The organism is Sphingomonas glaciei, from assembly GCF_023380025.1.
GTDB classification, from domain to species: Bacteria; Pseudomonadota; Alphaproteobacteria; order Sphingomonadales; family Sphingomonadaceae; genus Sphingomicrobium; species Sphingomicrobium glaciei.
Window position 1 is genome coordinate 1,465,830 of sequence record NZ_CP097253.1, and the last position, 26,255, is coordinate 1,492,084.

Annotated in this window: 20 protein-coding genes, 1 tRNA gene and 1 pseudogene; 10 read left to right on the plus strand and 12 right to left on the minus strand. The window is 66.6% G+C overall.

The features are described 5' to 3' along the window. Window positions 1–177: 177 nt before the first annotated feature. Together M1K48_RS07205 and M1K48_RS07210 are read right to left on the minus strand one after the other, a co-directional pair. Complete coding sequence (locus M1K48_RS07205; protein WP_249453913.1) at window positions 178–1,473, minus strand: tyrosine-type recombinase/integrase; 1,296 nt, start codon at window positions 1,471–1,473, stop codon at window positions 178–180. A 321-nt stretch (window positions 1,474–1,794) separates the two neighbouring features. Further along, a tRNA-Ser gene (locus M1K48_RS07210) sits at window positions 1,795–1,884 on the minus strand. 141 nt (window positions 1,885–2,025) lie between these two features. Between M1K48_RS07210 and M1K48_RS07215 the strand changes: the two genes are divergently transcribed. Both M1K48_RS07215 and hspQ read left to right on the plus strand, forming a co-directional pair. Continuing rightward, complete coding sequence (locus M1K48_RS07215) at window positions 2,026–2,700, plus strand: SDR family NAD(P)-dependent oxidoreductase (protein ID WP_249453914.1); 675 nt, start codon at window positions 2,026–2,028, stop codon at window positions 2,698–2,700. A gap of 70 nt (window positions 2,701–2,770) precedes the next feature. After that, entirely contained in the window at window positions 2,771–3,118 is a 348-nt protein-coding gene (gene hspQ / locus M1K48_RS07220; RefSeq protein WP_249453915.1) for a heat shock protein HspQ, read from the plus strand. A gap of 72 nt (window positions 3,119–3,190) precedes the next feature. On the opposite strand, the gene M1K48_RS07225 is transcribed toward hspQ, so the two are convergent. After that, entirely contained in the window at window positions 3,191–5,824 is a 2,634-nt protein-coding gene (locus M1K48_RS07225) for a TonB-dependent receptor plug domain-containing protein (protein ID WP_249453916.1), read from the minus strand. Between the two features lie 446 nt (window positions 5,825–6,270). Here M1K48_RS07225 and M1K48_RS07230 point away from each other — a divergent pair, with 446 nt between their 5' ends. The 4 genes and pseudogenes from M1K48_RS07230 (at window position 6,271) to M1K48_RS07245 (ending at window position 8,380) form a co-directional block, all read left to right on the plus strand. Next, entirely contained in the window at window positions 6,271–6,744 is a 474-nt protein-coding gene (locus M1K48_RS07230) for an Lrp/AsnC family transcriptional regulator (RefSeq protein WP_249453917.1), read from the plus strand. Window positions 6,745–6,855: 111 nt separating this feature from the next. Next, window positions 6,856–7,242 (plus strand): annotated as a pseudogene (gene rplU / locus M1K48_RS07235) (50S ribosomal protein L21); the annotation flags it as partial. A 144-nt stretch (window positions 7,243–7,386) separates the two neighbouring features. Continuing rightward, window positions 7,387–7,671: a 50S ribosomal protein L27 gene (gene rpmA, locus M1K48_RS07240; RefSeq protein WP_168067136.1), complete on the plus strand. Its 285-nt coding sequence runs from the start codon at window positions 7,387–7,389 to the stop codon at window positions 7,669–7,671. 172 nt (window positions 7,672–7,843) lie between these two features. After that, on the plus strand, window positions 7,844–8,380 hold the full coding sequence (locus M1K48_RS07245) for a GNAT family N-acetyltransferase (RefSeq protein WP_249453920.1): 537 nt from the start codon (window positions 7,844–7,846) through the stop codon (window positions 8,378–8,380). Window positions 8,381–8,386: 6 nt separating this feature from the next. Here the strand turns inward: M1K48_RS07245 and M1K48_RS07250 are convergent, their stop codons facing one another. Further along, entirely contained in the window at window positions 8,387–9,244 is an 858-nt protein-coding gene (locus M1K48_RS07250) for a metal-dependent hydrolase (protein ID WP_249453922.1), read from the minus strand. 97 nt (window positions 9,245–9,341) lie between these two features. Between M1K48_RS07250 and M1K48_RS07255 the strand changes: the two genes are divergently transcribed. After that, a complete protein-coding gene (locus M1K48_RS07255; RefSeq protein ID WP_249453924.1) occupies window positions 9,342–9,917 on the plus strand; it encodes a TetR/AcrR family transcriptional regulator in 576 nt (191 codons plus the stop codon). 1 nt (window position 9,918) lies between these two features. Here M1K48_RS07255 and M1K48_RS07260 read toward each other — a convergent pair whose 3' ends face one another. Further along, a complete protein-coding gene (locus tag M1K48_RS07260; protein ID WP_249453925.1) occupies window positions 9,919–11,553 on the minus strand; it encodes a serine hydrolase domain-containing protein in 1,635 nt (544 codons plus the stop codon). A gap of 239 nt (window positions 11,554–11,792) precedes the next feature. Here M1K48_RS07260 and M1K48_RS07265 point away from each other — a divergent pair, with 239 nt between their 5' ends. Beyond that, window positions 11,793–12,686 (plus strand): hydrogen peroxide-inducible genes activator, encoded by an 894-nt coding sequence (locus tag M1K48_RS07265; RefSeq protein WP_249453926.1) that lies wholly within the window; start codon window positions 11,793–11,795, stop codon window positions 12,684–12,686. Between the two features lie 47 nt (window positions 12,687–12,733). Here M1K48_RS07265 and katG read toward each other — a convergent pair whose 3' ends face one another. Continuing rightward, window positions 12,734–14,974 carry a catalase/peroxidase HPI gene (katG, locus tag M1K48_RS07270; RefSeq protein ID WP_249453927.1) on the minus strand — a complete coding sequence of 747 codons (2,241 nt, stop codon included), beginning with the start codon at window positions 14,972–14,974 and terminating at the stop codon, window positions 12,734–12,736. Between the two features lie 165 nt (window positions 14,975–15,139). Here katG and M1K48_RS07275 point away from each other — a divergent pair, with 165 nt between their 5' ends. Further along, entirely contained in the window at window positions 15,140–15,706 is a 567-nt protein-coding gene (locus M1K48_RS07275) for a hypothetical protein (protein WP_249453928.1), read from the plus strand. 4 nt (window positions 15,707–15,710) lie between these two features. Here the strand turns inward: M1K48_RS07275 and M1K48_RS07280 are convergent, their stop codons facing one another. Then, a complete protein-coding gene (locus tag M1K48_RS07280; protein ID WP_249453930.1) occupies window positions 15,711–16,925 on the minus strand; it encodes a threonine ammonia-lyase in 1,215 nt (404 codons plus the stop codon). 54 nt (window positions 16,926–16,979) lie between these two features. On the opposite strand from M1K48_RS07280, the gene M1K48_RS07285 reads away from it, so the two are divergent. Further along, on the plus strand, window positions 16,980–18,632 hold the full coding sequence (locus M1K48_RS07285) for an amidohydrolase (protein WP_249453932.1): 1,653 nt from the start codon (window positions 16,980–16,982) through the stop codon (window positions 18,630–18,632). Here the strand turns inward: M1K48_RS07285 and M1K48_RS07290 are convergent, their stop codons facing one another. From M1K48_RS07290 to M1K48_RS07310, 5 genes are all read right to left on the minus strand, one after another. Next, window positions 18,633–20,630, minus strand: coding sequence for a protein-disulfide reductase DsbD family protein (locus M1K48_RS07290; protein WP_249453934.1), 1,998 nt, complete (start codon window positions 20,628–20,630; stop codon window positions 18,633–18,635). A gap of 90 nt (window positions 20,631–20,720) precedes the next feature. Further along, window positions 20,721–23,312, minus strand: coding sequence for a methionine synthase (metH, locus tag M1K48_RS07295; protein WP_249453936.1), 2,592 nt, complete (start codon window positions 23,310–23,312; stop codon window positions 20,721–20,723). Next, the gene (locus tag M1K48_RS07300; protein WP_249453938.1) at window positions 23,309–24,355 is read right to left on the minus strand and encodes a homocysteine S-methyltransferase family protein; all 1,047 of its coding nucleotides are present in this window, start codon (window positions 24,353–24,355) and stop codon (window positions 23,309–23,311) included. The genes metH and M1K48_RS07300 overlap by 4 nt, the downstream gene beginning before the upstream one ends. After that, window positions 24,352–25,284: a methylenetetrahydrofolate reductase [NAD(P)H] gene (gene metF / locus M1K48_RS07305; RefSeq protein WP_249453940.1), complete on the minus strand. Its 933-nt coding sequence runs from the start codon at window positions 25,282–25,284 to the stop codon at window positions 24,352–24,354. The genes M1K48_RS07300 and metF overlap by 4 nt, the downstream gene beginning before the upstream one ends. Next, on the minus strand, window positions 25,281–26,249 hold the full coding sequence (locus tag M1K48_RS07310; protein WP_249453942.1) for an ArsR/SmtB family transcription factor: 969 nt from the start codon (window positions 26,247–26,249) through the stop codon (window positions 25,281–25,283). The genes metF and M1K48_RS07310 overlap by 4 nt, the downstream gene beginning before the upstream one ends. Window positions 26,250–26,255 lie beyond the last annotated feature (6 nt).

Genomic DNA, 26,255 nt, shown 5'->3' on the forward strand with positions numbered 1-26,255 from the left:
GGCGCGTGGCATAGTGACAAGACATTGCCTGTTCTCAGCTCTGCAGACCTACAAGCGTCTGCTTTTCGCCTGTCTTGCCCAGAAGCTGCCGGTCCGCTTTCCACCATCGACCGACGTTGCACTAGCTCGACGAACTCGTGCCTATGGGCGTGCGCAAGGCGGCCGAGCGGGAAACCTTCAGAGTCGTCGCCGCCTTCTGCCTTCGAGCAGCGCACTCGCTGCAGGAGCGTCGCTAAACAGCATGCTTACCCAGAGGGCAGATAGCTCGCGGCGCCTGTCGATGAAGGCAGCTCGATTGTACTTGAGCTCGGTTGCCGAGATGCCCGTCGGCAGGTGAGCAAGCATCAGGTCAATAATCATCCGGTCCTGCTTGCGTCCATTGCTCAAGGCCCACTCGTTCATGACGGTCGAGAAGGTGCTTCGCCATCCATGCGGAACGTGGCGCCCGCGAAGTCCCTCTCTCAAGTAAAGGTAGTTGAGCGCATTCTCGCTGATCGGCTTCTTGACCGATCGCGCACCAGGGAAGACGAAGGCGCTGCCCGAACTGATGGCATGGCAAGCTCGCAGGACTTCGACAGCTTCGGCGACCAGCGGCACAGGATGAGCGAATTCATCGTTGTGTCGCAGCGAGAGCTCCTGCTTCATCTTTGCCGCTGGAATCCACCAGATTGCGTCGGGGCACTCGCCCTCACTGCTGAGATCCAGGTGATGAAGCTCATCCCACCGTAGCCAGCGGATCATGCCCGGTCTCTGCGCCGTGATGGCTTGCAAGCGCGACGCAAGTTTTAGCGTTGGCGAGACCTCGGCATTATCGCTCAAGCTCAATACCGCGCGGGCGTCCTCGATCGTCCTGACGGCTGGCCACCGTTTCCCGGTGGGTTTCGGTTGCAGTGCTTTGCCCAGCGTGGACGCTGGATCAGCCGCGACTCGCCCTCCTGCAACCCCGTACGCGAATATCGCCGAGATGCGCTGACGAAGCCGGTGAGCGGTCTCGACGGCTCCTCTCTCCTGAACTTTCTTGAGTGTGGCGAGGATAATGGGTGCATTGATCGTCTCGAGCGGCAGCCGCCCAAGGTCCGGGAAGACATCACGCTCAAGGCTGGTCAGGACATCGGCCGAGTGCACCGCCGTCCAGCGCATCTTTTGGTCGCTATACCATTCCCGAGCCAGAACCTCGAAGGTGTCGGCAGCGATCACACGAGCGCTGAGCTGACGCCGAGCGGCTTCGATAGCCGGGTCGATCCCTTGAGCTAGAAGACGTTTGTCCTCATCCCGGAGCTCCCGGGCCTCTCTAAGGCTGACAGTCGGATATGCTCCGTAGACCCGCTGCTTCTCCTTGCGTCCAAACCTATATTTTAAGCGCCACGACTTGTGACCGGTCGGTGTGACAAAGAGAAAAAGCCCGGCACTGTCTGACAGCTTGTACGGCTTTGTGCTGGCTTTGGCACTCTTGCACTTAGCATCACTCAACACGTTTCATTCCCCTGTTACTAACAACTTAGTCCCAGGACTTCGCATTCATCTACTGGAGCCGATGTACTTGCATCGCCTTGATATCAGCTGAGGCCAAATGATGATCTCTTGAGTGATCTCCAGACTGTATGCGCTAGCCGGCCGAACTGCAGTGATCGCTATGCCAGTGCCCCCAATCTGCTTGTTCGATCCCCCCACCCGTGCCCCCACCTGACGATCTCAAATGAGACGCAATGATGGCAACTGCTCAGCGTAGAGGTGCTTGAAACCGTCGATTTCGGGTGCAGTTGATTGCATCTGACACGGTCTGAACGAGGTAAGTGGCGGAGAGGGTGGGATTCGAACCCACGGTACCCGTGAAGGCACGCCGCATTTCGAGTGCGGTGCTTTCGACCACTCAGCCACCTCTCCGCGAGGAACAAGACGTGGGCCCGGCCAGCAGCCGGGGGTCGCGGGCGGTCCCCTAGCAGCGCATCCGGGGCTTGCCTAGCGACAAAAGGGCCCAAGGGACCAGCTTGGCGCCAAAGCGGCGGCGCGGCAGTGGACGGGGCCATGGATACCATCGTCATCGGCGCGTCGGGCGGGATCGGCGCGGCGCTCGCCGACTGCTTCGAGGCAGGGGGCGACCGGGTGCACCGATTGTCGCGCGCGGCCGGGAGCATCGACCTTGCCGACCCGTCAAGCATCGCGGGGGCGGCCGCCGCCCTTCCCTTCGCTGCCGTGCAGCGGCTGGTGGTCGCGACCGGCCTGCTTCACGCCGAGGGGCTGGCGCCCGAACGCTCGCTGCGCGACCTCGATGCCGAGCGGCTCCAGCGCAGTTTCCTGGTCAACACGATCGGGCCGGCACTGGTGCTGCGCCATTTCGCCCCGCTTCTGGCGCGGCAGGGCCGGGTCGAGGTCGCGATTTTGTCCGCGCGGGTGGGGAGCATCGCCGACAACCGGCTCGGCGGCTGGTACGGCTACCGGGCGAGCAAGGCGGCGCTCAACCAATTCGTGCGGACCGCGGCGGTGGAACTGGCGCGGACCCGCCCGGACAGCGTGGTGGTGGCGCTCCACCCCGGAACCGTCGACACCGCGATGAGCCGGCCGTTCCAGGCCAATGTCCCGGCCGAGCGACTTTTCACGCCTCGACAGTCGGCCGAACATCTCGCCGCCGTCCTCGCCCGGCTGCTGCGCACCGACAGCGGCGGCTTCTTCGACTGGAAGGGCGATCCCATCCCCTTCTGAGGCTTTCCCTTGCGGACAGCCGCCGAAGCCTTAAGTTGCAGCCATGCCGGTTCAGACGCGTTCCCTCTCCATGGACGAGATCACAGCTCCTCCGATGGCCTGTGCCCGCTTCGGCATCGGCGAGGTGGTCCGCCACCGGCTGCTCGATTTCCGCGGGGTGATCTTCGACGTCGATCCGGTCTTCGCCAACAGCGAGGAATGGTATCAGGCGATTCCGATGGAAATCCGGCCGTCCAAGGACCAGCCCTTCTATCATCTGCTCGCCGAGAATGGCGAAGGCAGCTACGTCGCCTATGTGTCGCAGCAGAACCTCGTCGCCGATGAGGAGGACGAGCCGGTCGATCATCCGGCGATCGCCAACCTGTTCGAAGCGTTCGAGCCCGGCCGCTACAAGTTGAGGCCGCAGCACCGGCATTAGGCTTGGTCGCCGGATCCAAGATACAAGAAGGGCGCCTCCCCCATCGCGGGAGAGGCGCCCTTTCTGCGTCAGTCAGAAGTCGATGCTGGCCCGGCCGTAGAGGTAACGGCCGTTGAAGCCGAACGGCGAGAAGCTGCTGAACGGCAGGAAGTAGTTGTTGGCCGAATAGTTGCGCGCGAGGCCGGTATCGGGATCGATGCCGCGGCCGGTCAGGAGCTTGGTCGGGTAGACATCGAAGATGTTGTTGCCGCCAAGCGCCAGCGACAGCCGGTCGCCGAGCGGCTTGAACCGCAGCTCGAGGTCGGTGATCGTCTTGGCGTCGAGATTGACGTCGTTGAAGCGATCGGCGCCTGCCGCCAGCACCTTGCCGTAACGGGTGGCGCGGAGGGTGGCCCCGAACCACTGGCGATCGAAGTCGAGCGACGCGTTGATCTTGGTCCGTGGCTGGCCCTGCTCGAGGCGCAGCGACTCCTGCCGTCCGAACAGGATGAGCCCCGGAATGGTCGAGACTGAGCCCTGGTTGGCGGCGTTCCGGGTGATCTTGGTCTTGTTGTAGTTGAAGCCACCGGTGAGGTTGAGGCGACCACCGATGAAATCGGCGATCCGATAGGTCGTCACGAAATCGAGACCGCGGGTGCGGGTGTCGACGCCGTTGAGGAAGAATCGGGCAGCAGTGACGGTCGGGAAGCCTGCGGCGGTCAGTACTTGGCGGACGGCGGCATTCTGGGCCGCCGATCCGAACGCGCCGAGGTTTTCCGTGACCACGATGCGGTCGTCGATCTTCACCTGGTAGATGTCGATGGTCACGTTGAGGCGCGGAATGGCGCTGAACACCAGCCCGGCCGAATAGCTCTGGCTCTGCTCTGCCTTCAGTTCCTTGGCACCCAGCGCCTGCGCGGCCGGATTGTTGACCGGTAGGGTCACGGTGTCGAGCAGCACGCCGCTGACGTTCTGGGTCGAGGCGGCGGCGAAGAACTGCTGCTGAAGCGACGGTGCGCGGAAGCCGGTCGAGGCTGAGGCGCGCACGGCGATCCCGTTGACCGGCTCGAACCGGCCGGCGAGCTTCCAGTTGAGGTCGGAGCCGAAATCCGAATAATCTTCGTAGCGCAGCGCTCCCTGGATGTTCACCGCATCGGTGATGTCGCTATCGATTTCGGCATAAAGCGACTTGTTGTTGCGGCTGTGCGGCTGATCGACCCGCTGGCCGGCAATGGTCGGCTGGAAACCCGGAAACACCTGAGCGCCGGGCGAACCGCCAAACGAGCCGTTGGCGTAGGATCCGATCTCGCCAGCGCGAATGTCGAACTTCTCACGGCGATATTCGGCGCCGAGCGACAGGCTGGTCTTGCTGGCGAAGCCGAGCGCGAGATCACGGGTCACGTCGAGGTTGGCGAGTGTCTGGCCGTAACGCAGCCCGCCGCTGTCGAACTGGGTCGGCGAACTCGGTCCGAACGAGCGATTGAGGGTATTGGTGATGAAGAAGTCGGTCATGTTGCGACCGTATTGAAGCGAGACGTCCCAGCGCCATCCCGAGGCGTCGCCGCGCAGGCCGACCGTTCCCGCCTGGTCTTCGGTCTTGGTGTTGATCAACGGCAGGAAGCCGTCTGGATAGATGGAGGCGATGTTGTTGCCGTTGAGGGGCTGCCGGAAGAAGCCGGCACTCTCGCCGTTGCGCTGGTTCAAGTTGCCGAACAGGTAGAGCTCGGCGGCACCGATCGGATGATCGGCATTGACCCAGAATTTATAGTCGACCGTGCCGGCGTCGCCGTAGCGGTGGCTGAAGCGATTGATGGACTGTTCGCGCGGATCGAGAGCGGTCCCGATCAGGTTGTACTGGCGCCGCGGATCCGCGCCGGTGCGATTGGTCGGATTGCGGTCCTGCCACTCGGCAGCGAAGTTTACTTGTCCCTCGGCATTGAGCGGAACGGCGACTACGCCGGCAAGCGTCACTGTCCGTCCGTCGCGCCGCCGGCGCTCGTCACCGCTGTAGTTGAGCGTCAGGACGCCGTCCGGGGTCAGGACGGGCGAGCCATCGGCATTGGTCTGGACACCATTGTAGGTCTGCACGCCCTGCACGTCGGTGTAATATTTGCCATAGGTGACGCTGGCCTTGCCGCCCTGCCGGGCGCTGCGCAGCTGGAAGTTGATGACCCCGGCGATCGCATCCGAGCCATATTGGGCGGCGGCGCCGTCGCGCAGCACCTCGACCCGGCTCAGCGCGATGGTCGGGATCATGTTGATGTCGACCGCGCTGGTTCCGCGTCCGACCGAGCCGTTGATGTTGAGCAGCGCGGCGCTGTGGCGGCGCTTACCGTTGATCAGCACCAGGGTCTGATCTGGCCCGAGGCCGCGCAGGGTGGCGGGACGGATCACGTCGGTGCCGTCAGTGATCGACGGCTGCGGGAAGTTGAAGCTCGGCACCTCCTGGGTCAGCGCGCGGTTGACCTCGGTGAAGCCGGTGTTGCCGAGGGATTCGGCCGAGATGACATCGACGGGAACCGGCGAGTCGGCCACGGTCCGGTCGGTTCGGCGGGTACCGGTGACGACGATGGTCGACTGATCGGGGGTGTCGCCCTGGGCCGCGGCCTGGCCGACATTCGCCTCCTGCACCGCTTCCTGGTTCTGCTGCGCCACAGCAGGTGCGGAGGCCAGAAGCGCAAGCGGGCTGATGGTCAGGAACAAGGCGCTGGTACGGCGAGTGGTCATGTGTCGAACCCCCAATGGATGACGAAGCTGACGTCCCGATGACGCCGTTAACCCATCGATGACCATGACAATGGACGAAGTCGGGCTGTCGCCAAGAACTTCGAGTCGCAACAGCGCGGTTTGCCGAACCAATGTAGTATTGCTGCAACATTGCGGCCCACGTGAGACACATAGCGGACGCGAAAGAGCCCCGGCGGAAGGGTCTTCCACCGGGGCGAGTTCTCTCAAGGAAGCGAAAGGCTATTGGCCGGCCGCCACGACAGGAGCCGAGGCGGCCGGCCATCCCAAGTTGGAATAATCTTGCGTGCTCTGATCAAGACAAGTCCGCTCGGAACAGCTTGGAATTTGCCCTCACGAACGAGGGCTCGCAAGGGGGTGGCAGGAATAACAAGCGCGGTGCGCGGCGGCTTGCAATGTTGCAAGTTCATGCTCAAAAACCGTCCATCATGAAAATGGATCATACCGATCGCCGGATTCTCGCGATTCTCCAGGAAGACGCGACCTTGCCGGTTGCCGACATCGGCGCGCGAGTCGGGCTGTCGCCGACCCCGTGCTGGCGGCGGATCCAGAAGCTGCGCTCGGCCGGGGTGATCGAGCGGACGGTTGCGCTGGTCGATCCGCGCGCGCTCGGGCTCGGGCTGATCGTTTTCATCGAGGTCGAGGCGCGCGATCACAGCCCCGAGTGGCAGCAGCGCTTCCTGGCCGGGGTGTCCGTCCTTCCCGAAGTGCTGGAAGTGGTGCGCATGGCGGGTGAAACCGACTATTGGCTGCGGGTGGCGGTTCGCGACATGGCGCATTTCGACGATTTCTACGGCAAGCTGATCGCCGCCGGTCCGCTCAAGAACGTCACGTCCAAGTTCGCGATGGAACGCTGCAAGAGCTCGACGGCTTATCCCGTCACGACCGACCCTGCTGGTTGACCTTTCGGCCATCCTCTCTTAGGGGCCACGCTTTCCCGCGCGGGTCGGCGCCACGCTGTCGCATGGGTCAAGAAATCAACGTTGTTGAGCAAAAGAAAAGAGAAGAGGCCCATGTTCGCTATCGTGCGCACCGGCGGCAAGCAGTATCGCGTGTCACCGGGAGACAAGATCGTCGTCGAGAAGCTGGCCGGTGAAGCCGGTGACAGCATCACCTTGAGCGACGTGCTGCTCGCGGGCGATGGCTCGGACCTCAAGGGGACCGATGGCCTGACCGTGGCCGCAGAGATAATCGCCCAGGCCAAGGGTGAAAAGGTCGTCGTTTTCAAGAAGCGTCGCCGCCACAACTATCGCCGCAAGAACGGCCACCGCCAGCAGCACACGATCCTGAAGATCGTGTCGGTCGGCGGCCAGGGCCAGCAGCAGCAGGCTGCGGCGGCTGACGGCGAGAACCCGGCCAAGGCGCCGAAGAAGGCCAAGGCCGCTCCGGCTCCGGCCGAGATCGACGAACATCAGGTCGCTTCGAGCGAGGGCGTGGTTCCGGCCGATGCCGGCACCGAGGCCACGCAGGACGTGACCAACTCGACTCAGGATGCTGCGCCTGCTAAGGGCAAGGCCAAGAAGACTCCGAAGGCGTAACACACCATGGCACATAAGAAAGCAGGCGGCTCGTCGCGTAACGGCCGCGATTCCGAGGGCCGGCGCCTCGGCGTGAAGAAGTTCGGTGGCGAATCGGTCGTCGCTGGCAACATCATCGTGCGTCAGCGCGGCACGCGCGTGTACCCGGGTGCCGGCGTCGGCCTCGGCAAGGATCACACCCTGTTCGCGCTGACCGACGGTAAAGTCGAGTTCCGTGACGGCCGCCAAGGCCGCAAGTACGTCCACGTAGCGGCGCTTATTAACGCGCCGATGGCGGACGCAGCCGAATAGGGGGTTGGTCGATAACGGGCCGCCCCAAGAGGGGGCAGCCCGGTACAGGACCAACTAACAAGCGGGTTCTGAAAGGGAGAAGAGGGAAGCCCCCTCTTCTCCCTTTCTTTTTCTTCTCCCGAAACTGTCACGCGGTCCTGCCAAGGGGCCGCCGAGGGGAAGGAAGACGACCATGTTCGCGCGGACCGAAAGATTGCTGCTGAGACCCGGCTGGGCCGAGGATGCACCTGCCCTGGCGCAGGCGATCGCCGACGAAGCGATCGTCCGCAACCTGGCGCTGGCGCCGTGGCCCTATGGGCTGGAGGAGGCGAAGAGCTTCCTCGACGCGCCCAAGGATCCGGTGCTGCCGACCTTTCTGCTGTTCCGCCGCACCGACGGCGAGCCCGAGTTGATCGGCGGCGCGGGCTTTGCGCGCACACCCGGCGGCGGGGTCGAACTCGGTTACTGGATCGCCCGCGCGCATTGGGGAAATGGCTATGCGCTGGAGGCCGGCCGGCAGCTGATCGAGATCGCACGGACGCTCGGCCTGACGCGGCTCGAGGCCGGGCACTTCGTCGACAACCCCGCCAGCGGCCGGGTGCTCGAGAAGCTCGGCTTCCGGCCGACCGGCCGCACCGTGCCGCGGCACAGCTGCGCGCGGGGCAGCGAGGTGCCGTGCCGGCTGTTCACGCTGGAGCTGGCCGCGGGCGAGGAAATGCTCGCGGCGTGACCCCCGTCAGGCCGCTCGCCGTACCTTCCGGGCGGGCGGGTCCTGGCGATAGTCGTAGGTCGCGTCCCAGCCCGCGATGAGTTCCCGGTCGTCCTCGTTCCAGGGGTGGAAGCGGGGCAGGAAGTAGCTCAGCCAAGCGGCGCCGACTTTGCGGAACAGGCCGGGCTTGCCCCACATCGCCCACAAGGCGCCGGCCCAGGCGCGAAGGCCGGTGATGCCGTCTTGGCGAAGCAGTTCGAGCACGCCCTCGGTCCGGTGCTGGACGAAGTTGCGGGTGACCAGCAGCATCAGGATGCTCTTCACCTTCCAGCGCTTGTAGCGGGTCCAGTCCTTGGTCGCGGCGAGCCAGGTGTCGTAGGCGACCCCCTTGTGCTCGATCTCCTCCACCGCATGCCAGCGCCACAGGTCGGCGGTGGCCTGGTCGGCATTGGCGAGGTGGCGCGGGTTGGCGAGGAGTTCGTGGGCGATGATCGCGGTGAAATGCTCCAGCGCCATCGTCGCGGCGAGGTCGAGGATCGGCGGCCGGCCCTTCAACAGGTCGAGGCTTTCCTGGACCTTCCGTTCAAGCGGAGCGAGGTCGTAGCCCGAGTCCGCGGCCCGGCGATTGAAGGCGACATGCTCGCGGCTGTGGATCACTTCCTGGGTGGTGAAGGCGCGAATCTCGCCCGCCAGCTTGTCGTCGGCAGCATCGCGAAAGGCGCGGATGCTTTCGATGAAATAGGCCTCGCCCTTGGGGAAGGTCGCCGACAGCGCATTGAACAGCGCGGTCTCGTAGGGCGAATCGTTCAGCCACCAGCGCGGGGTCTTGTCCTCACGGCCGAAACGGCGGTCGCGCGGGGTGATGGTGAGGTCTGTCGGGGTCACCGAAACTCGCTCGACACTTGCCACGCTCACTATCGTCCTCCACTCCTTTGAGCATCACAACTGGCGATTGCTTACAAGAATGTCAATAAAGCCGCTGTTGCGGAAAAGGGTCTCTCCGGAAGAGAGCCGCGCTGCGGCCGTCGCGGCGGCGCGCGAGCTGCTCAAGAGCGAGGGCGCGGCAGCGGTAACGCTGCAGGCGGTCGCCGCGCGGGTCGGGCGGACCCACGCCAACCTGCTCCATCACTTCGGCTCCGCGGCCGGGCTTCAGCGCGCGCTGGCCGAGGACATCGCGCAAACCGTCGCCGCCTCGATCGAAGGGGTGATCAAGCAGCGCCGCGCCGGCACCGCCACCGAGCGCGACGTGGTCGACGCGATGTTCGAAGCGTTCCGCCGCGAGGGTGCGGGCGAGCTGATCGGCTGGGTCGCGCTGACCCGCCAGCGCGAGGCGCTGGAGCCGGTGATCGCCACGATCGAGCGGATCATCCGCACCATGCGCGCACTGGGTGACCCCCGCCCGGTCGACCGGATGACCCTGGCGCTTACCCTGCTGGCGATCGGCGACAGCCTGGCGGGCGAGGAAATCGCACGCGCCTGCGGACTCGATCGCGGTGCGATTCGCGAAGTCGCGGCGACCACCATCGAGGCGCTCGCCGGAAGCCCATTGCGGGACTGATTCAGGGCTTGCGTTCGAACGGGATGGTCCGGCCGTTCTGGTGAAGCACCACGCGGACGACCTTGCCGTCCACTTCCTCGAACATCATCCGGGCGTCGATGCCGACGGTCCGCAACTCGCGTCGGCCGGTCGCGGCAAGTGCGATGGGTTGCTGCCCGGTCAGCTGGCCGGTCAGACCCGTCCCGGTGTCGGCGATGGTCATAGTCACCGGACCCATCGCGTAAGTCCCGGCCATCGCTGCACGATCGGCGGGGCTGAGCGTGACCGACGCTGCCTCGACCGGTGCGGCGCCAGTCCACATTCCCTGTTCCGCCTTGATCGCGCCATTGGGATGGAAGCGCATCACCGCCTTGCCGTCGGCGCCGCGGGTGAGCTCGAAATAGCTGAGAGACGACAGCCCGTAGAAATAGCGGCCATTGCCGGCCGGAGAGACTTCGAGCGCCTCGCTGCCGGTACGCTGGGTGAACAGCTTGCCGTCGCGCAGCAGCAGACGCCGCTCGGCTTCGGGAAACTTGTAGACGCCGAGGAAAGGCTCGACAGCTTTCGTGTCCAGAGCCTGCGCGGTCATCATCGGAAAGGGCACACCGGCAGCGCTGGCGAGCAGGCGGCGGGCGGTGGTGTCGGCACCCGGCTCACGCGTGTCGCTGTTGCTCAGCACCGCCACGAACAGTTTCGTGTCGGGGACGTAGAGGCTTTCGGTGTTGAAGCCGAAGATTCCGCCATTGTGACCGATGGTCTGGAGTCCACGCACCTCGCCTCGCGAAAGGCCGAAGCCGTAGCGCTCGGCAGCGCCGCCGGGCAGCTGCGGGGCGATCATTGCCTGGTAGGTGGCGGGCTTCAGCACCTTGCCGCCGTGCAGCGCCGCGGCCCAGCGGGCGAGATCGCCGACATTGCCGACGAGGGCCCCTGCCCCGCTTGGAAAACTCATGTCGATCTTCTGCGACAGGCCATTGCCTCGGGTATAGCCGGCGACCTCCGCCGCTCCCGGCTCACAGCCGCAGTGGATCGAGCGCAGCCCGAGCGGACCCGTGATCTTTTCCCGCAGCGCGGTGTACCACCGCTTGCCGGTGACCTTTTCGACCAGCGCGGTCAGGAGGACATAGCCACTGTTGTTGTAGCGGAAGGCGGTCCCAGGCGCGAAGTCCATCGGCATGTCGCGGGTAGCGTCGATCAGCCCCTGGGTGGTGATCGACCGGGAGGTCGCGGCTTCGGCCATGAAGCCCGGCTTGGCCGTGTAGCTCGGGATGCCCGAGGTGTGATTGAGCAGCTGGCGGACGGTGACCGGGTGCCACGCCGCCGGCGTTTCGGACGGCAGCAGCTTGCCGAGCGTGTCGTCGAGCGACAGCCGGCCTTCGTCGACCAGTTTCAGCGTCAGGGCAGCGGTGAACTGCTTGGTGATCGAGGCGTAGCGGAAGACGCTGTCGGGCGAGAGCGGAGCCTTGGTCGCAAGGTCGGCGCGGCCGGCGGCTCCGCTCCACACAATCCGCCCATTCTCGCTAATCACCGCAGCGACGCCCGGGCCGTCGACGGGCACGTCCTGGGAAAGGATCGCCGCGGCGCTGCTTTGGAGGTTGGCCGGAGCTGCCGGAGCAGCGGACGCCACCGACGCCAAGAGAATCGCAACAGATACGCGCATGACCCATACCCCCAGGACGACTGGGGTGTGTTAAGCCAATAACACAGATGGGGTCAAGAGAGGCGGGGTGGCCGCCGCCGCGAAGCGCTGGTCCAAGGGGGGAAGACCGTAACGGTATCACGCGGCGGCGGCCTAGAGCGGTCCAACAGGGGAACCAGATCGCTCCGTATAGTTCCATATGGGGGCTTGGCGTTGAACAATCAAATGACTTAAGGCGGCTGTATTGATCGATTGGACCGATGACCACATTCCTTCCCACCCTCCGCCAGCTCCAATATCTCGTCGCCCTTCATGACCACGGTCACTTCGGTCGTGCGGCCGAGAGCTGCTTCATCACGCAGTCCACGCTGTCGGCTTCGCTGCGCGAGCTGGAGACCTTGCTGGGATCCTCGCTGGTCGAGCGCTCAAGGCGGGTAACCCGCTTCACGCCGCTAGGCAGCCGCATCGTCGCCAAGGCGCGGCTGGTCCTGCGATCGGCGGAAGAACTGGCCGAGATGGCCGAGGCCGAGCGCGAGCCGCTGACCGGCGAGCTTCGCATGGCGGTGATCCCGACTATCGCGCCCTTCCTCCTCCCGCCGCTATTGCCTCGGCTGCGGGCCGAGCATCCCAGCCTCAAGCTGTTCCTGCGCGAAGAGCCGAGCGGAGCGGCCTGCGACGGGCTTCAGCGCGGAGCGGTCGATTGCGCGCTGCTGGCGCTGCCGTTCGAGTGCGGCGACATCGCGTATGAAATTCTCTTCGAGGATCGGCTGCTGGTCGCCTCCGCACCGGGCGAGGTCAGCGGGGACACGGTCCGCGCGGACGAGATCAGCGCCAGCCGCCTCCTGCTGCTGGAAGATGGGCATTGCCTCAAGGACCATGCGCTGGCGGCGTGCAACCGGCCCGAGATGCGGGCCTCGGCGATGATGCTGGGGACCAGCCTGCACACGCTGGTGCAGATGGTCGACAATGGGCTGGGCGTGACGCTGGTGCCGCAGATGGCGGTGGAAGCGGGGCTGCTGGACGGGACAAGTGTCGAGGTCCGGCCGCTGGTGTCGGACCAGGCCAATCGCGACATCGCGCTGATCTGGCGCCAGGGCAGCGCACGCGAGGCGGAATTCCGGCTGCTCGCGGCGGAGTTGAAGCGGCTGCGATAGAAAATTGTCCCGGCGCAACACGATGCCGCGCCGGGACAGAGCAGAGATTACACCCCGGTGTTGGTGCCGTCGCCGGCTTGGTCGGCCGAAACCTCGTCCGCCGACAACAGGTCGAAGCGGTCGGCGTTCATGACCTTGACCCAGGCGTCGATGAAGTGGCGCACGAACAGCTGTTCGTTGCCCTTTTCGGCATAGACTTCGGCGGTGGCGCGAAGCTGGCTGTTCGACCCGAAGATGAGGTCGGTACGGGTCGCCCTCCACTTCTCGATCTTGCCGCCGCGGTCGTAGCCGATGAACTCCTCGTCAGCCGACGTGTCGACGACTTCCCAGAAGGTGTCGTTGTCGAGCAGGTTGACGAAGAAGTCGTTGGTCAGCTGGCCGACGCGGTTGGTCAGCACGCCTTCCGGTCGGTTCTGGTAGTTGGCTCCGAGCACGCGCAGGCCGCCCATCAGCACCGCCATTTCGGGCACCGACAGACCGAGCAGCGAAGCCTTGTCGACCAGCAGCTCCTCGGTCTTAACGCTGTGCTTGGTCTTGAGATAGTTGCGGAAGCCATCGGCCGCCGGTTCCATCACAGCAAAGCTCTCGGCGTCGGTCCAGTCCTGCGTCGCATCGCCGCGGCCGCCCTGGAACGGCACGGTGACGTCAAAGCCGGCATCGCGGGCCGCCTTGCCGACGGCCGCCGAGCCAGCCAGCACGATGGCGTCGGCCATCGACAGCTCGCCGCGCAGTTCCTCGATCTCGGCCAGGACGCGGGACAGCTCCTCCGGCTCATTGACCTCCCATCCGCGCTGCGGATCGAGGCGGATGCGAGCGCCGTTGGCGCCGCCGCGATGGTCCGTCTTGCGGTAGCTGGAGGCCGAAGCCCAAGCCGCCTTGACCAACTGACCCACGGTCAGGCCGGACCCAAGGATTGCCTTGCTGAAGCGCTCGACCTCGGCCGAGGTCGGGTCCTTGCCGGCGGGAACCGGGTCCTGCCAGATGAGGTCTTCGGCAGGCACTTCCGGCCCGAGGTAACGGACCTTGGGACCCATGTCGCGGTGGGTCAGCTTGAACCAGGCGCGGGCAAAGGCGTCCTTGAACGCTTCGTGATCGTTGCGGAACTTCTCGCTGATGGCGCGGAATTCCGGATCGACCTTGAGCGCCATGTCGGCGGTGGTCATCATGGTCGGGACGCGGATCGAGGGATCGTGCGCGGCCGGCGCCTTGTCCTCTTCGCGCTGGTTGATCGGCTGCCACTGCTGGGCCCCTGCGGGCGAGCGTACGAGCTCATACTCATAGTCGAGCAGGAGTCGGAAGTAGTTCTCGCTCCACTCGGTAGGAGTGTTCACCCACGCACCCTCGATGCCGCTGGTGATGGTGTGCTCGCCCATTCCGCTTTCGTGGGTCGAGGTCCAGCCCATGCCCATCATCGCGATGTCGGCGCCCTCCGGCGCATCGCCGACGAGGCTGGGATCACCTGCGCCATGGGCCTTGCCGAAGGTGTGGCCGCCAGCGGTCAGCGCGACGGTCTCCTCATGGTTCATCGCCATGCGCTCGAAGGTGATCTTGATGTCGCGCGCGGACTGCAGCGGGTCGGGATTGCCGCCCGGGCCTTCGGGATTGACGTAGATCAGGCCCATCTGGATCGCGGCGAGCGGATGCTCGAGCTCCATCTCACGCTCGGGCTGGATGCGGGTTTCCTCGGCGGCGACCCACTGCTCCTCGGCGCCCCAATAGATGTCCCGCTCAGGCTCGAACACGTCGCGGCGACCGCCGCCGAAGCCGAACACCGGTCCGCCCATGCTTTCGATCGCGACATTGCCGGCGAGGATGAACAGGTCGGCCCAGCTGATGTTTTTGCCGTACTTCTGCTTGATCGGCCACAGCAAGCGGCGAGCCTTGTCGAGGTTGCCGTTATCCGGCCAGCTGTTGAGCGGAGCGAAGCGCTGCTGCCCGCTATTGGCGCCGCCGCGCCCGTCGGCGGTGCGGTAGGTGCCGGCGGCATGCCAGGCCATGCGGATCATGAACGGGCCGTAGTGACCATAATCCGCCGGCCACCACGGCTTGCTGTCGGTCATCAGCGCGGTGAGGTCGGCCTTGAGCGCGGCATAGTCGAGCGCGTTGAACGCCTCGGCATAGTTGAAGTCGGCGCCCATCGGGTCGGGCGACAGGCCGCCCTGGGTAAGGATGTCGACCGGCAGCGCTTCGGGCCACCAATCCTTGTTCTGCCGTCCGATCAGCGAGCGTGCCTTGACCTCGTGATTGAAAGGGCAGCCGCCGGAAAGTTCGCCGGTTTTTGCGTCCATGATGTTGAGCCTCCTGCCGAGTCTTTTGGAATTCTGATGATCCCCTAGCTCTCCTTGGTTGACGACCCAAACAAATCATTCTCGCCGGACTGACCGCATTTTCCGATCATTCGAAGCCGTGCGGTCGGGGAACCGCCGGGCCGTCGACGTTGTTACCACTGCGCAATGACCGCGACCCCTGACCAGCGCCGCGCCCGCATGACGGCGCTTTGCGGCGGGCTGATCCTGCTGCTGGCGCTTGGCGCCCTGCTGCTGCCCGAGGTCGCCGCGTCGAGCGGCGCGCTGGTGGTCGGCGACCTGCTACTGGTCGCCGGGCTGCTGGAGGTGATCGCAGCTACCGGACGACGGGCGGCGCGGCTTCCCGCCACCCTGGCTGGGATCGTCACGCTGGCCGCCGGGTGCCTGTTCCTGGCGCGAGAGGAAACGCGGTTCCTGCCCAACATCACGGTGATGACCTTCTGGCTGCTGCTGCGGGTGGCGATGCTGGCCTGGGCGACGCTACAGGCGGGGGGATCGGCGGTCCGGCGCTGGACCGGGATCGCTGCCGCAACCGATCTTGCGCTGGCCGCGATCCTGATCCTCGGCCTGCCGCTGGCCAGCATCATCGTCGCCCTGTTCGGCACCACCAGTGAACTTATCGCCAGCTTTGCCTGGGTGCTGGCGCTCAGCTTCCTGGCGACCGGCGCGATGCTGCTGCAGATTTCGATCTGCGAGCGCGAAGGAGCGGATTGAGTGCCTAGTCGAGCGCGGCGCGGGTGACGACGAAGCCCTTGCCCTCGAGCCGCTGGACCAGCGCCTCGATCGCCTCGGCGTCGCGCGCTTCGCATTCGACCTCGATCACCGTGTCCTTGGCCGGCAGCTTGGAGAAGATGCGCTGGTGATTGGTCTCGATGATGTTGACCCCAGCCTCGTGGAAGCAGGCGGTGATGGCGGCGAGCGCGCCGGGGCGGTCCTGCGCGCCGATCCGCAGCCGGGCGATCCGGCCGCAGCGGACCAGCTCGCGGATCAGGACATTTGCGAGGAGGTGGGTGTCGATGTTGCCACCGCACAGCACGGTGCCGACCTTGCGGCCCTTGTAGGCTTCGGGCGCGCCAAGCAGGTGGGCGAGGCCGGCGGCCCCTGCCCCTTCGACCACCGTCTTCTCGATGGCGACCAGCAGCGCCACTGCATGTTCGATATCGCGTTCGGAGACGAGTTCGATCCGGTCGACCTTGTCCTTGATGATGGCGCGGGTGAGCTTGCCCGGTTCCTTGACCGCAATGCCCTCGGCCAGGGTATCGCCGCCGATCGCCTGGGTGCCGCCTTCGACGACGTTCTTCATCGACGGGTAGAGTTCGGCCTCGACACCGACGATCTCGACCCCCGGCTTCAGCGTGCGGGCGGCGATCGCCACCCCGCTGATGAGGCCGCCGCCGCCGATCGGGATGACCAGAGTGTCGAGCTCGGGAACTTCGCTCAGCATCTCGATGGCGATGGTGCCGGTGCCGGCGACGATGGCTGGGTCGTCGAACGGGTGAACGAAGATCAGTCCCTCAGCCGCCTCGATCTCGCGGGCGCGGGCGTAGGCGTCGTCGAAGCGGTCGCCGTGGAGCACCACCCGCGCGCCATGCTCCTCTGTCTGAGCGACCTTCATCAGCGGAGTCGATGTCGGCATGACGATGGTGACTGGGATGCCGAGCCGGCGACCATGATAGGCAACCGCCTGGGCATGATTGCCGGCGCTGGCGGCGATCACCCCGCGGGCGCGTTCGTCGTCGCGCAGCTGAAGCAGTTTGTTGAGTGCGCCGCGCTCCTTGTAGGCGGCGGTGAACTGGAGGTTCTCGAACTTCAGCCAAACTTCGGCGCCGATGATCTCGGACAAGGTGCGGCTGAGGAGGAACGGGGTGCGGACCACGGCACCGGCGATGCGATCGGCGGCGGCGCGGATGTCGTTGATATCGGGCGGTGTCATGCGGGGCAAAGCGCTAGCCCTTCCCTCGCGCGGCGACAATGCTAGGCCGTGCCCATGAAGACGCTGCTATCGGGCGCTGCCGCCCTCCTCCTCTCCGCCACGCCGGCCGCCGCCGCCGATCTCCTCGTCACCAACGTCAAGGGCGTGAAGGTGACCGCCGACCGCAAGGTGGAGCGCTTCACCGGCCTGCTGGTGGGCGAGGACGGCAGGGTGAAGCGCGTGCTCCACGGCGAAATGTTCAAGCTACCAACAGGGACGCGGGTGCTGAACGGAGGCGGCCAGGTGCTAATGCCGGGGCTGATCGACGCCCACGGCCACGTCATGGGCTATGGTCTTGCGCTGGGGCAGCTCGACCTCACCGGCACGCGCAGCCTGGCCGAGCTGCAGCAACGTCTCCGCGACTATGCCGCGGCCAATCCAGACCTGCCGTGGATCACGGGACGCGGCTGGAACCAGGAATTGTGGGCGGACAAGAAGTTTCCAACCAGCGCCGACCTCGACGCGGTGGTCGGCGACCGCCCGGTATGGCTGGAGCGGGTCGATGGCCATGCCTCGGTCGGCAACAGCGCGGCGTTGCGGGCGGCGGGAGTGACCGCGACGACCAAGGCTCCGGCCGGCGGCGAGATCCGCGACGGGCTCTTCGTGGACGCGGCGACTGCGCTGGTCGACCGTCACGTGCCCGCGCCGACCCCGGCGATGCGGGCGGCCGCGCTCGACCGGGGCCAGGAAGCTTTGCTGTCGCGCGGTCTGACCGCGGTGGCCGACATGGGCACCAGCCTTGCCGACTGGCAGGCGATGCTGGCGGCTTATGGAGCGGGCCGGCAGAAGCTGCGGATATTCTCCTATGCGGCGGGAAGCGCCGAGCTTGCCAAGCTGCAGCAGGTCGCGAAGCGCGGGTCGCAGTTTGACGACTGCCTATGGCTGTCGGGGGTCAAGCTCTACGCCGACGGCGCGCTAGGCTCGCGCGGGGCGTGGCTGAAGGCGCCCTACGCCGACGCGCCGCACACGCGCGGACTGCCGCTGCTCAGCCCAGCCGAACTGCGGACGCAGGGTGGTGTCGCAGTGCGGGATGGCTTCCAGGTCGCGGTGCACGCGATCGGCGATGCGGCCAACGACATGGTGCTGGGCGGCTTCGCCGCGATCGGCTGCGGTACCGGCGATCGGCGTTGCCGGGTCGAACATGCGCAAATCGTCGATGTACGCGACCTCAACCGGTTCGCGGCGGGCAAGGTCATCCCGTCGATGCAGCCGGTGCACCAGACCAGCGACCGGCTAATGGCCGAAGCGCGGCTGGGACCGAACCGGCTCGGCGGGGCCTATGCCTGGAAGACGCTGGCCAGGACCGGCGTGCGCCTGCCGCTCGGTTCGGACTTTCCGGTCGAGGATCCCAACCCCTTCCCCGGCCTCGCCGCGGCGGTCAGCCGGCAGGGGCTGGACGACCAGCCGGCTGGCGGCTGGCGGCCGCAGGAGCGACTGAGCTTCGGCCAGGCACTGGCCGGCTTCACCCGCGACGCGGCCTATGCGAGCTTCGCCGAGGCGAAAATGGGCGGGCTCGACGTCGGGCATTATGCCGACTTCATCCTGGTCGACCGCGATCCGGCAGCAGTCTCGGCCCACGACCTCGCGCGGACCCAGGTGCTGGAGACCTGGATCGCCGGTCGGAAGGTGTGGGAGAAGACGCCGACGGTGACGCCCGAACGGGGCTGATTAGCGCCGCGTGGCGGCGGCACGCGCGATTAACGTGTCGGGGGTCAGCACCTGCGGCAGTTCCTCGGGCTCGGCGGCGCCCGGCGCGTACCACAAGTAAAGCGGGATCGCGCCGCGGCCGCGGCTGTCGAGAAACCGGGTGATCGCCGGGTCGGCATTGGTCCAGTCGGCTACAAGCACTTCGGCGTTGGCGGCTTTCAGCGCGTCGCGGACCGGCTCGCGGTCGATGGTGCTGGCTTCGTTGACCTTACAGCTGAGGCACCAGTCGGCGGTGAAATAGACGAACACCGGGCGGCCGACGGCGCGGGCGGCGGCGACCTTGGCCTCGCTCCATGCTTCGCCGGCGTTGCCGCGGGTGGTCACCGCCATCTCGCCGCGGCCGATGCCAAGCAGTGGCACGGCAACCAATAGCAGCAGTGCGACCACCGGGGCACTTAACGCGGGCTGGCCACTGGTCTGGCGGCGGCCAGCGAACAGCAGGGCGGCGACAAGCAGGACGGCGGAGACGAGGCCGAGCAGCAGCGCGCTGGTCCCGCCCTGGCGCCACAGCAGCCACAAGGCGGCCAGCGCTGACAAGGCCATCGGTATCGCGAGGATGCGCTGCAAGCGCGCCATCCACGGGCCGGGCCTCGGCAGCCGCTTGCGCAGCGTGGGCACGAAGGCGAGCAACAGGAACGGCAGCGCGAGGCCAAGGCCAAGGCCGGCGAACACCAGCAGCGCGCCGGCGGCCGGCAGCAGCAGCGCGGTGCCGAGCGCAGCGCCCATGAACGGACCGGCGCAGGGAGTGGCGACGAAGGCGGCCAGCGCCCCGGTGACGAAGCCGCTGCGCGGATTGCCTTCGCCGCCCAGCACCGGAAGCTTGAACATCCCGAGCAGGTTGAGAGTGATTGCGACTGCCAGCAGGAACAGCAGCAGGACGGTGCGCGGGTCCTGCAGCTGGAACGCCCAGCCGGCGGCGCTACCTCCGGCGCGAACGAGGAGCAGGACCGCGCCGAGCGCGCCGGTGCCGACGATCGCGCCGGCCGTGTAGCCCAGCGCGTCGGCCCGCGCCTCGCGCTCTTCGCCGCCGGCACGGGCCAGCGCGAGGGCTTTTAGCGCAAGGATCGGGAACACGCAGGGCATGAGGTTGAGGATCAGCCCGCCGGCCACCGCGCCGAGGAAGGCGAACAGGAGCAAGCGCCAGGTCTCCCCGCCGCCGACTGCCTTACCGCCTTCGGGCACGGCGCCTGGTGCGGCAGTGAAGCGCAGCGCGCGGCCGGTGCCGAGGTCGATCACCCCTTCGAAGCTGGCGGCGGGGGCCTGGGCAAGCGGAAGCTCGGCGATCAGGCGGTCGTCGGTGCGGCGGAAGCTCTGCGCTTCGGCGTAGCGCACGGTGTCGCCGGTGATGGCATAGAGGTAGGGCGACGTGACGGCGACGGTGTCGGGCAGCGGAATGGCGACCTGGAGGCGATCGCCCGCAACTGCAAAGGTGGCGGGAGTGCCGAGCGGCTGGGGCAGTTTGCCGCGCCAGGCGTCGAAGCGGGTGTCCGTCGACCCGCTGCCCACCGGCAAGTCGAGCGACACCTCCCCGCGTTCGGGGACGCAGACTTTGTCGGTGCACACGAGGTAGTCGAGGCTGGCGCGGATCGGCAAGGTGCCGCGGGCGCCGGCGGGGACCTTGAGGCGGGTGAGCACCGCGTAAGGCCCCTTGAACACATGGTTCATCAGGCCAGCGACTGTAAGGCGGGTCGGAACCGGGTAGCGAAGCGGGCCGGCCGTCGCGCCCGGGGGCAGCCGCCATTCGACGGTCATCGGCTTACCTGCGTCGCCCGGGTTCTCCCAATAACCGTGCCAGCCTTCCTCGGGCACCATCACCAGCGCGAGCTCGACTTCCTGCCCAGGGATGGCGGGACCTTCGGCGACCAGCGCAAGACCCATGTGCTTCGGCCCTGCGCCGAGCTGGGAGGCGGCAGGGACGGCAAGGATCAGAGCGAAGAGAAAGGTGAGGAAACGGAGCATTCGCCCGCTCTCTACGTCATTGCAAGTCGCAGGCGAAGCGATCCCCTTGGCCGTACGGGAATCGCTTCGCTTCGTTCGCAATGGCGCGCGTCAGTCGAGGTTGGGGCGCAGCCAGCGGGCGGCGGTATCGATGTCGACGCCGCGACGGGCGGCATAGTCGTCGAGCTGATCCTGGCCGATTCGGGCGACGCCGAAATAGGCGCTGTCGGGATGCGCGAAGTAGAAGCCCGACACCGCCGAGGCGGGCAGCATGGCGAAGCTTTCGGTCAGGCGGATCCCGGCTGCATCGGACCCGAGAAGCTCCATCAGCAGCTGCTTGAGGCTGTGCTCCGGACAGGCCGGATAGCCCGGCGCCGGGCGGATGCCGCGGTAGCGCTCCTTGATCAGGTCCTCGTTCGAGAGGTTCTCGTCGGGCGCATAGCCCCACAGCTCGGTGCGGACATGCTGATGGAGGCGTTCGGCAAAGGCTTCGGCGAGGCGGTCGGCGAGCGATTTCAGCATGATATCGCTGTAATCGTCCTTGTCGGCCTGAAAGCGCTCGAGGTGCGGTTCGATACCGTGGATCGCGACCGCGAAACCGCCGAGCCAGTCGTCAGCCTCGGCGATGAAGTCGGCGAGGCACATGTTCGGCCGGCCCTCGCGCTTGCGGACCTGCTGGCGGAGCATCGGCAGGCGCTTGTCCGCGGCGACAATATCGTCCCCCTCGCGGTGCGCGGGCCACAGGCCGACGGTGCCGCGCGCCTGCAGCCAGCCGCCTTCGATAATCTGGTCAAGCATCGTCTCGGCATCGTGGAACAGGCTGCGGGCTTCCTTGCCGACGACCGGGTCGTCGAGGATCGCAGGGTAGACCCCGTGAAGCTCCCAGGCGCGGAAGAACGGGGTCCAGTCGATCACCCGCCGCAGGTCGGCGAGATCCCAGCTATCGAAAGTGTGTAGCCCGGGGCGGAGCGGTTTGGGCGCGGGGCCGGCGCCGTCGCCGTCGAAGCGGTTCGAGCGCGCTTCGTCGAGGGTCGCGAGATCGCTCTGCCCCCTGCCCTCACGCTGTTCGCGCAGCTGCTGATAATCGCTGGCGGTGCGGCCGATCAGTTCCTGGCGTTGCGGGCCATCGCTGACCAGCGACCCGGCGACGCCGACCGCGCGGCTGGCGTCGAGGACGTGGATCACCGGGCCGGAGTACTTCGGCGCGATGCGCAGCGCGGTATGGGCGCGGCTGGTGGTCGCCCCGCCGATCAGCAGCGGGCGGGTCATGCCGGCGCGCTCCATCTCCTCGGCCACCGTGACCATCTCGTCGAGCGAGGGGGTGATAAGACCCGAAAGACCGATGATGTCGGCGCCATTCTCGTTCGCCGCTTCGAGGATCTTGGGCCAGGGCGTCATCACGCCGAGGTCGATCACCTCAAAGCCGTTGCAGGCAAGGACCACGCCGACGATGTTCTTGCCGATGTCGTGAACGTCGCCCTTGACGGTGGCCATCACGACCTTGCCCTTGCCGGCGCTTTCCCCGGCGACCTTCTCGGCCTCGATGAAGGGCAGCAGGTGGGCAACCGCCTTTTTCATCACGCGAGCGGACTTCACCACCTGCGGCAGGAACATCTTGCCCGACCCGAACAGGTCACCGACGATGTTCATCCCGTCCATCAGCGGCCCCTCGATGACTTCGATCGGGCGCTTGACGGTGTGGCGGGCCTCTTCGGTGTCGTCGACGACGTGGGCGTCGATGCCCTTGACCAGCGCATGGGCGAGGCGCTCGCGCACCGGCCAACTGCGCCATGCAGCCTCGCGCACCTCGACAGCCGCATCGGTGCCGCGGAAGCGCTCGGCGAGCGTGATCAACCGCTCGGTCGCGTCCGGCCGGCGGTCGAAGATGACGTCCTCGCAGGCGTCACGAAGCTCGGGGTCGATCGCGTCGTAAACATCCAGCTGGCCGGCATTGACGATCGCCATGTCCAACCCGGCGGGAATGGCGTGGTAGAGGAACACCGAGTGCATCGCGCGGCGCACCGGCTCGTTGCCGCGGAAGCTGAAGGACAGGTTCGACAGCCCGCCCGAGAAGTGGACGTGGGGGCAGCAGCGCTTGATCTCGCGCAGCGCCTCGATGAAGTCGATGGCGTAGCGATTATGCTCCTCGATCCCGGTCGCGACGGCGAAGACGTTGGGATCGAAGATGATGTCCTCGGGCGGAAAGCCGATGCCGGTGAGCAGCTTGTAGGCGCGCTCGCAGATTTCGATCTTGCGCTGTGCGGTGTCGGCCTGGCCCACCTTGTCGAAGGCCATGACCACGACCGCGGCGCCATAAGCCATGCAGGCGCGGGCCTGGGCGAGGAACGGCTCCTCACCTTCTTTCATGCTGATCGAATTGACGATCGGCTTGCCCGACACGCATTTGAGGCCGGCCTCGATCACGCTCCACTTGGAGCTGTCGATCATCACCGGCACCCGCGCGATGTCGGGCTCAGCGGCGATCCGCTTGAGGAAGGTCGTCATGGCGAGTTCGCCGTCGAGCAGCGCCTCGTCCATGTTGACGTCGATCACCTGCGCGCCATTCTCGACCTGATCGCGCGCGACTTCCACCGCGGCGTCGTAATCGCCCGCGAGAATCAGTTTCTTGAACTTGGCGGAGCCGGTGACATTGGTCCGCTCGCCGATGTTGACGAAGGACGAACCGGAAGAAACGGAATTCACGCGGCGATCACCATGGGTTCGAGACCGGCAAGCCGTGTCTTCACAGTCAGTTGGGGGAGCGAGCGCGGGGGAAGATCGCGCACGAAGTCGGCGATGGCGCGAATGTGCTCGGGGGTCGAGCCGCAGCAGCCGCCAAGGATGTTGACCTGGCCGTTCCGGGCCCATTCTCCGACGAGGCTCGCGGTGGTTTCCGGCAGTTCGTCATAAGCGCCGAGGTCGTTGGGCAACCCGGCGTTGGGATAGACCATCACCAGCGCGTCGCAATTGTCGGCGAGCGTTCGGACGTGCGGTCGGAGCTGCTCGGCGCCGAAGGAGCAGTTGAGACCGATCGTCACGGGCCGGGCGTGGCGGACGGCGTGCCAGAAGGCCTCGACGGTGTGGCCCGACAGGTTGCGGCCGCTAAGGTCGGTGATGGTCATCGACAGCATGATCGGTAGGTCGCGGCCCAGGGCTTCGCCGGCTTCCAGCGCGGCCTTGATTCCGGCCTTGGCGTTGAGCGTGTCGAAGATGGTCTCGATCAGAATGAAATCGACCCCGCCCTCGACCAGCGCATCGATCTGCTCGCGGTAGACGTCCTTCAGCGTGTCGAAGTCGATCTCGCGGAAACCGGGGTCGTTGACCTGCGGCGACAGCGATAGCGTCTTGTTGGTCGGCCCGATCGCGCCCGCGACGAAGCGGCGGCGGCCATCGCGAGCGATGAACTCGTCGGCGACGCGGCGGGCGATGCGGGCGCTTTCGAGGTTGATTTCGCGGACCAGATGCTCAGCGCCATAATCGGCCTGGCTGATCCGGTTGGCCGAAAAGGTATTGGTCTCGGCGATGTCCGCGCCAGCCTCGAAATAGGCGCGATGGATCGCTTCGGGGACGTCCGGGCGGGTCAACGCCAGGATGTCGTTATTACCCTTCTGGTCATGGCCGAGCCCGAGGGTGCCGGCATAGTCGGCCTCGGCCAAGCCGCGGTTCTGGATCTCGGTCCCGAAGGCGCCATCGATAACGAGAATCCGTTCGGCGGCCGCCGCGATCAGGTCGTCACGCGCGCTCATTTGATCGCCGCGGCGGCTTCGCACGGCGCACGGACGCCGAGCAGATGGCAGATGGCATAAGCGAGTTCGGCCCTGTTCAAGGTGTAGAAGTGGAAGTGGCGGATGCCGCCGGCGTAGAGCTGGCCGCACAGTTCGGCGGCGACGGTGGCGGCGATCAGCTGGCGGGCGGCGGGAAGCGCGTCGAGCCCTTCGAACATCTCGTCCATCCAGGCCGGAATCTCGGCCCCGCACAGGCCGGCGAACTTGCGGGTCTGGGCGACGTTGCTGACGGGAAGGATGCCCGGCACGATCTCGGCGTCGATCCCGGCTGCGGCAGCGCGATCGCGGAAACGAAAGAAATTGTCGGCCGAAAAGAAGAACTGGCTGATCGCGCGAGTCGCACCGGCGTCGATCTTGCGCTTCAGATTGTCGAGATCGCTGTCGGGACAGTCGGCCTGGGGGTGGACCTCGGGGTAGCAGGCAACGCTGATCTCGAATGGCGCGATCTTCGTGAGTCCGGCGACGAGGTCGGCGGCATTGGCGTAGCCGTCGGGATGCGGCGCATAGTCGCGGCCCTCCTCGGGCGGATCGCCGCGCAGGGCGACGATGTGGCGCACCCCGGCGTCCCAGTAAGCGCGGGCGATCTCGTCGATCTCGGCCTTGCTGGCATCGACACAGGTGAGATGCGCGGCCGCGGCCAGCCCGGTCTCGCGGACGATCCGGGCGACGGTCTGGTGGGTCCGCTCGCGGGTCGTGCCGCCTGCACCGTAGGTGACCGAGACGAAGCGCGGCGAGAGCGGCTCGAGCATCTGGATCGAGCGCCACAGCGTCTCATTCATCGGGTCGGTCTTGGGCGGGAAGAATTCGAAGCTGACGTCGATGTCGCCGCGGGCATGAGCGAAGAGCGGCGGCGGTTCGGCAGCCGGAAACGGCACGGGGGCGCTGCTCATGCAGCCTTCCTTTCCTGGTCGAGGCGGGCCGGCCGGATACCGGCCCAGAGGGTGACGGTCAGCTCCCCGCCCTTGAGATGGCGGACGACCTTGCCCTCGAGCCCGGCGGCGGCGAGCCAGCCGACCACCGCCTCGTCGGAGAAGCCGAGTCGGGCATGCTGGGCGGTGTCGCGCAATTCCTCGCGCTCATGGGGGGCGAAATCGATGATCAACAGCCGTCCCCCGGCCCGCAGCAGGCGAGCGCCCTCGGCGACCGCAGCGGCGGGGGAATGAGCGTAATGGAGGACCTGATGGAGCAGCACCACGTCGGCCTCTGCGTCGGGCAGCGGAAGCGCGTACATGTCGCCCTGCCGGAGCGAGACGGCCTCGACTCCGGCCTGCTCCAGCTTGACCCGGGCCAGGCGCAGCATTTCGGTCGAGCGGTCGATGCCGATGCTGCGGGTGGCGGCGGTGCCGAACAACTCGATCATCCGCCCGGTGCCGGTGCCGATGTCGACTAGCTGGCCGATCGGGCCATCGCCCAAGGCTTCGCGGATCGCTTCCTCGACCTGTGCATCGGCGACGTGGAGCGAGCGGATCTGGTCCCATTCGGCGGCGTGGGCGGCGAAATAGCGGGCCGCGGCCTCGGCCCGGTCGGCCCGCACGGCGGCGAGGCGGGCGCGGTCGGAGGCGAACTGGCGGGTGGTGATGGGATCGGCGGCGGCGGCCCACAGGCCGGTCAGCGCATCGACCAGCCCCGGGTCGCCCAGCTGCAGGAACACCCAGCTGCCTTCCTTGCGCCGCTCGACCAGATGGGCATCGGCGAGAATCTTGAGGTGGCGACTGACCCGCGGCTGGCTTTGCGCCAGGACCTGCGCCAGCTCGCCAACGGTCAGCTCCATCTCCTTGAGGAGAGCGAGCAGACGCAGCCGGCTGGGGTCGGCCAAAGCCTGGAACAGGTCGGCCAGAGGAAGCGGAACGGTCATGACATA

What these genes read in the sequence shown, in the direction of transcription:
- metF (WP_249453940.1), bottom strand. Translation starts at nt 25,284, where the DNA reads ATGAGCAGCGCCCCCGTGCCGTTTCCGGCTGCCGAACCGCCGCCGCTC.
- katG (WP_249453927.1), bottom strand. Translation starts at nt 14,974, where the DNA reads ATGGACGCAAAAACCGGCGAACTTTCCGGCGGCTGCCCTTTCAATCAC.
- M1K48_RS07225 (WP_249453916.1), bottom strand. Translation starts at nt 5,824, where the DNA reads ATGACCACTCGCCGTACCAGCGCCTTGTTCCTGACCATCAGCCCGCTT.
- M1K48_RS07245 (WP_249453920.1), top strand. Translation starts at nt 7,844, where the DNA reads ATGTTCGCGCGGACCGAAAGATTGCTGCTGAGACCCGGCTGGGCCGAG.
- M1K48_RS07285 (WP_249453932.1), top strand. Translation starts at nt 16,980, where the DNA reads ATGAAGACGCTGCTATCGGGCGCTGCCGCCCTCCTCCTCTCCGCCACG.
- M1K48_RS07300 (WP_249453938.1), bottom strand. Translation starts at nt 24,355, where the DNA reads ATGAGCGCGCGTGACGACCTGATCGCGGCGGCCGCCGAACGGATTCTC.
- M1K48_RS07265 (WP_249453926.1), top strand. Translation starts at nt 11,793, where the DNA reads ATGACCACATTCCTTCCCACCCTCCGCCAGCTCCAATATCTCGTCGCC.
- M1K48_RS07290 (WP_249453934.1), bottom strand. Translation starts at nt 20,630, where the DNA reads ATGCTCCGTTTCCTCACCTTTCTCTTCGCTCTGATCCTTGCCGTCCCT.
- M1K48_RS07260 (WP_249453925.1), bottom strand. Translation starts at nt 11,553, where the DNA reads ATGCGCGTATCTGTTGCGATTCTCTTGGCGTCGGTGGCGTCCGCTGCT.
- M1K48_RS07310 (WP_249453942.1), bottom strand. Translation starts at nt 26,249, where the DNA reads ATGACCGTTCCGCTTCCTCTGGCCGACCTGTTCCAGGCTTTGGCCGAC.
- M1K48_RS07230 (WP_249453917.1), top strand. Translation starts at nt 6,271, where the DNA reads ATGAAAATGGATCATACCGATCGCCGGATTCTCGCGATTCTCCAGGAA.
- M1K48_RS07215 (WP_249453914.1), top strand. Translation starts at nt 2,026, where the DNA reads ATGGATACCATCGTCATCGGCGCGTCGGGCGGGATCGGCGCGGCGCTC.
- M1K48_RS07275 (WP_249453928.1), top strand. Translation starts at nt 15,140, where the DNA reads ATGACCGCGACCCCTGACCAGCGCCGCGCCCGCATGACGGCGCTTTGC.
- rpmA (WP_168067136.1), top strand. Translation starts at nt 7,387, where the DNA reads ATGGCACATAAGAAAGCAGGCGGCTCGTCGCGTAACGGCCGCGATTCC.
- hspQ (WP_249453915.1), top strand. Translation starts at nt 2,771, where the DNA reads ATGGACGAGATCACAGCTCCTCCGATGGCCTGTGCCCGCTTCGGCATC.
- M1K48_RS07280 (WP_249453930.1), bottom strand. Translation starts at nt 16,925, where the DNA reads ATGACACCGCCCGATATCAACGACATCCGCGCCGCCGCCGATCGCATC.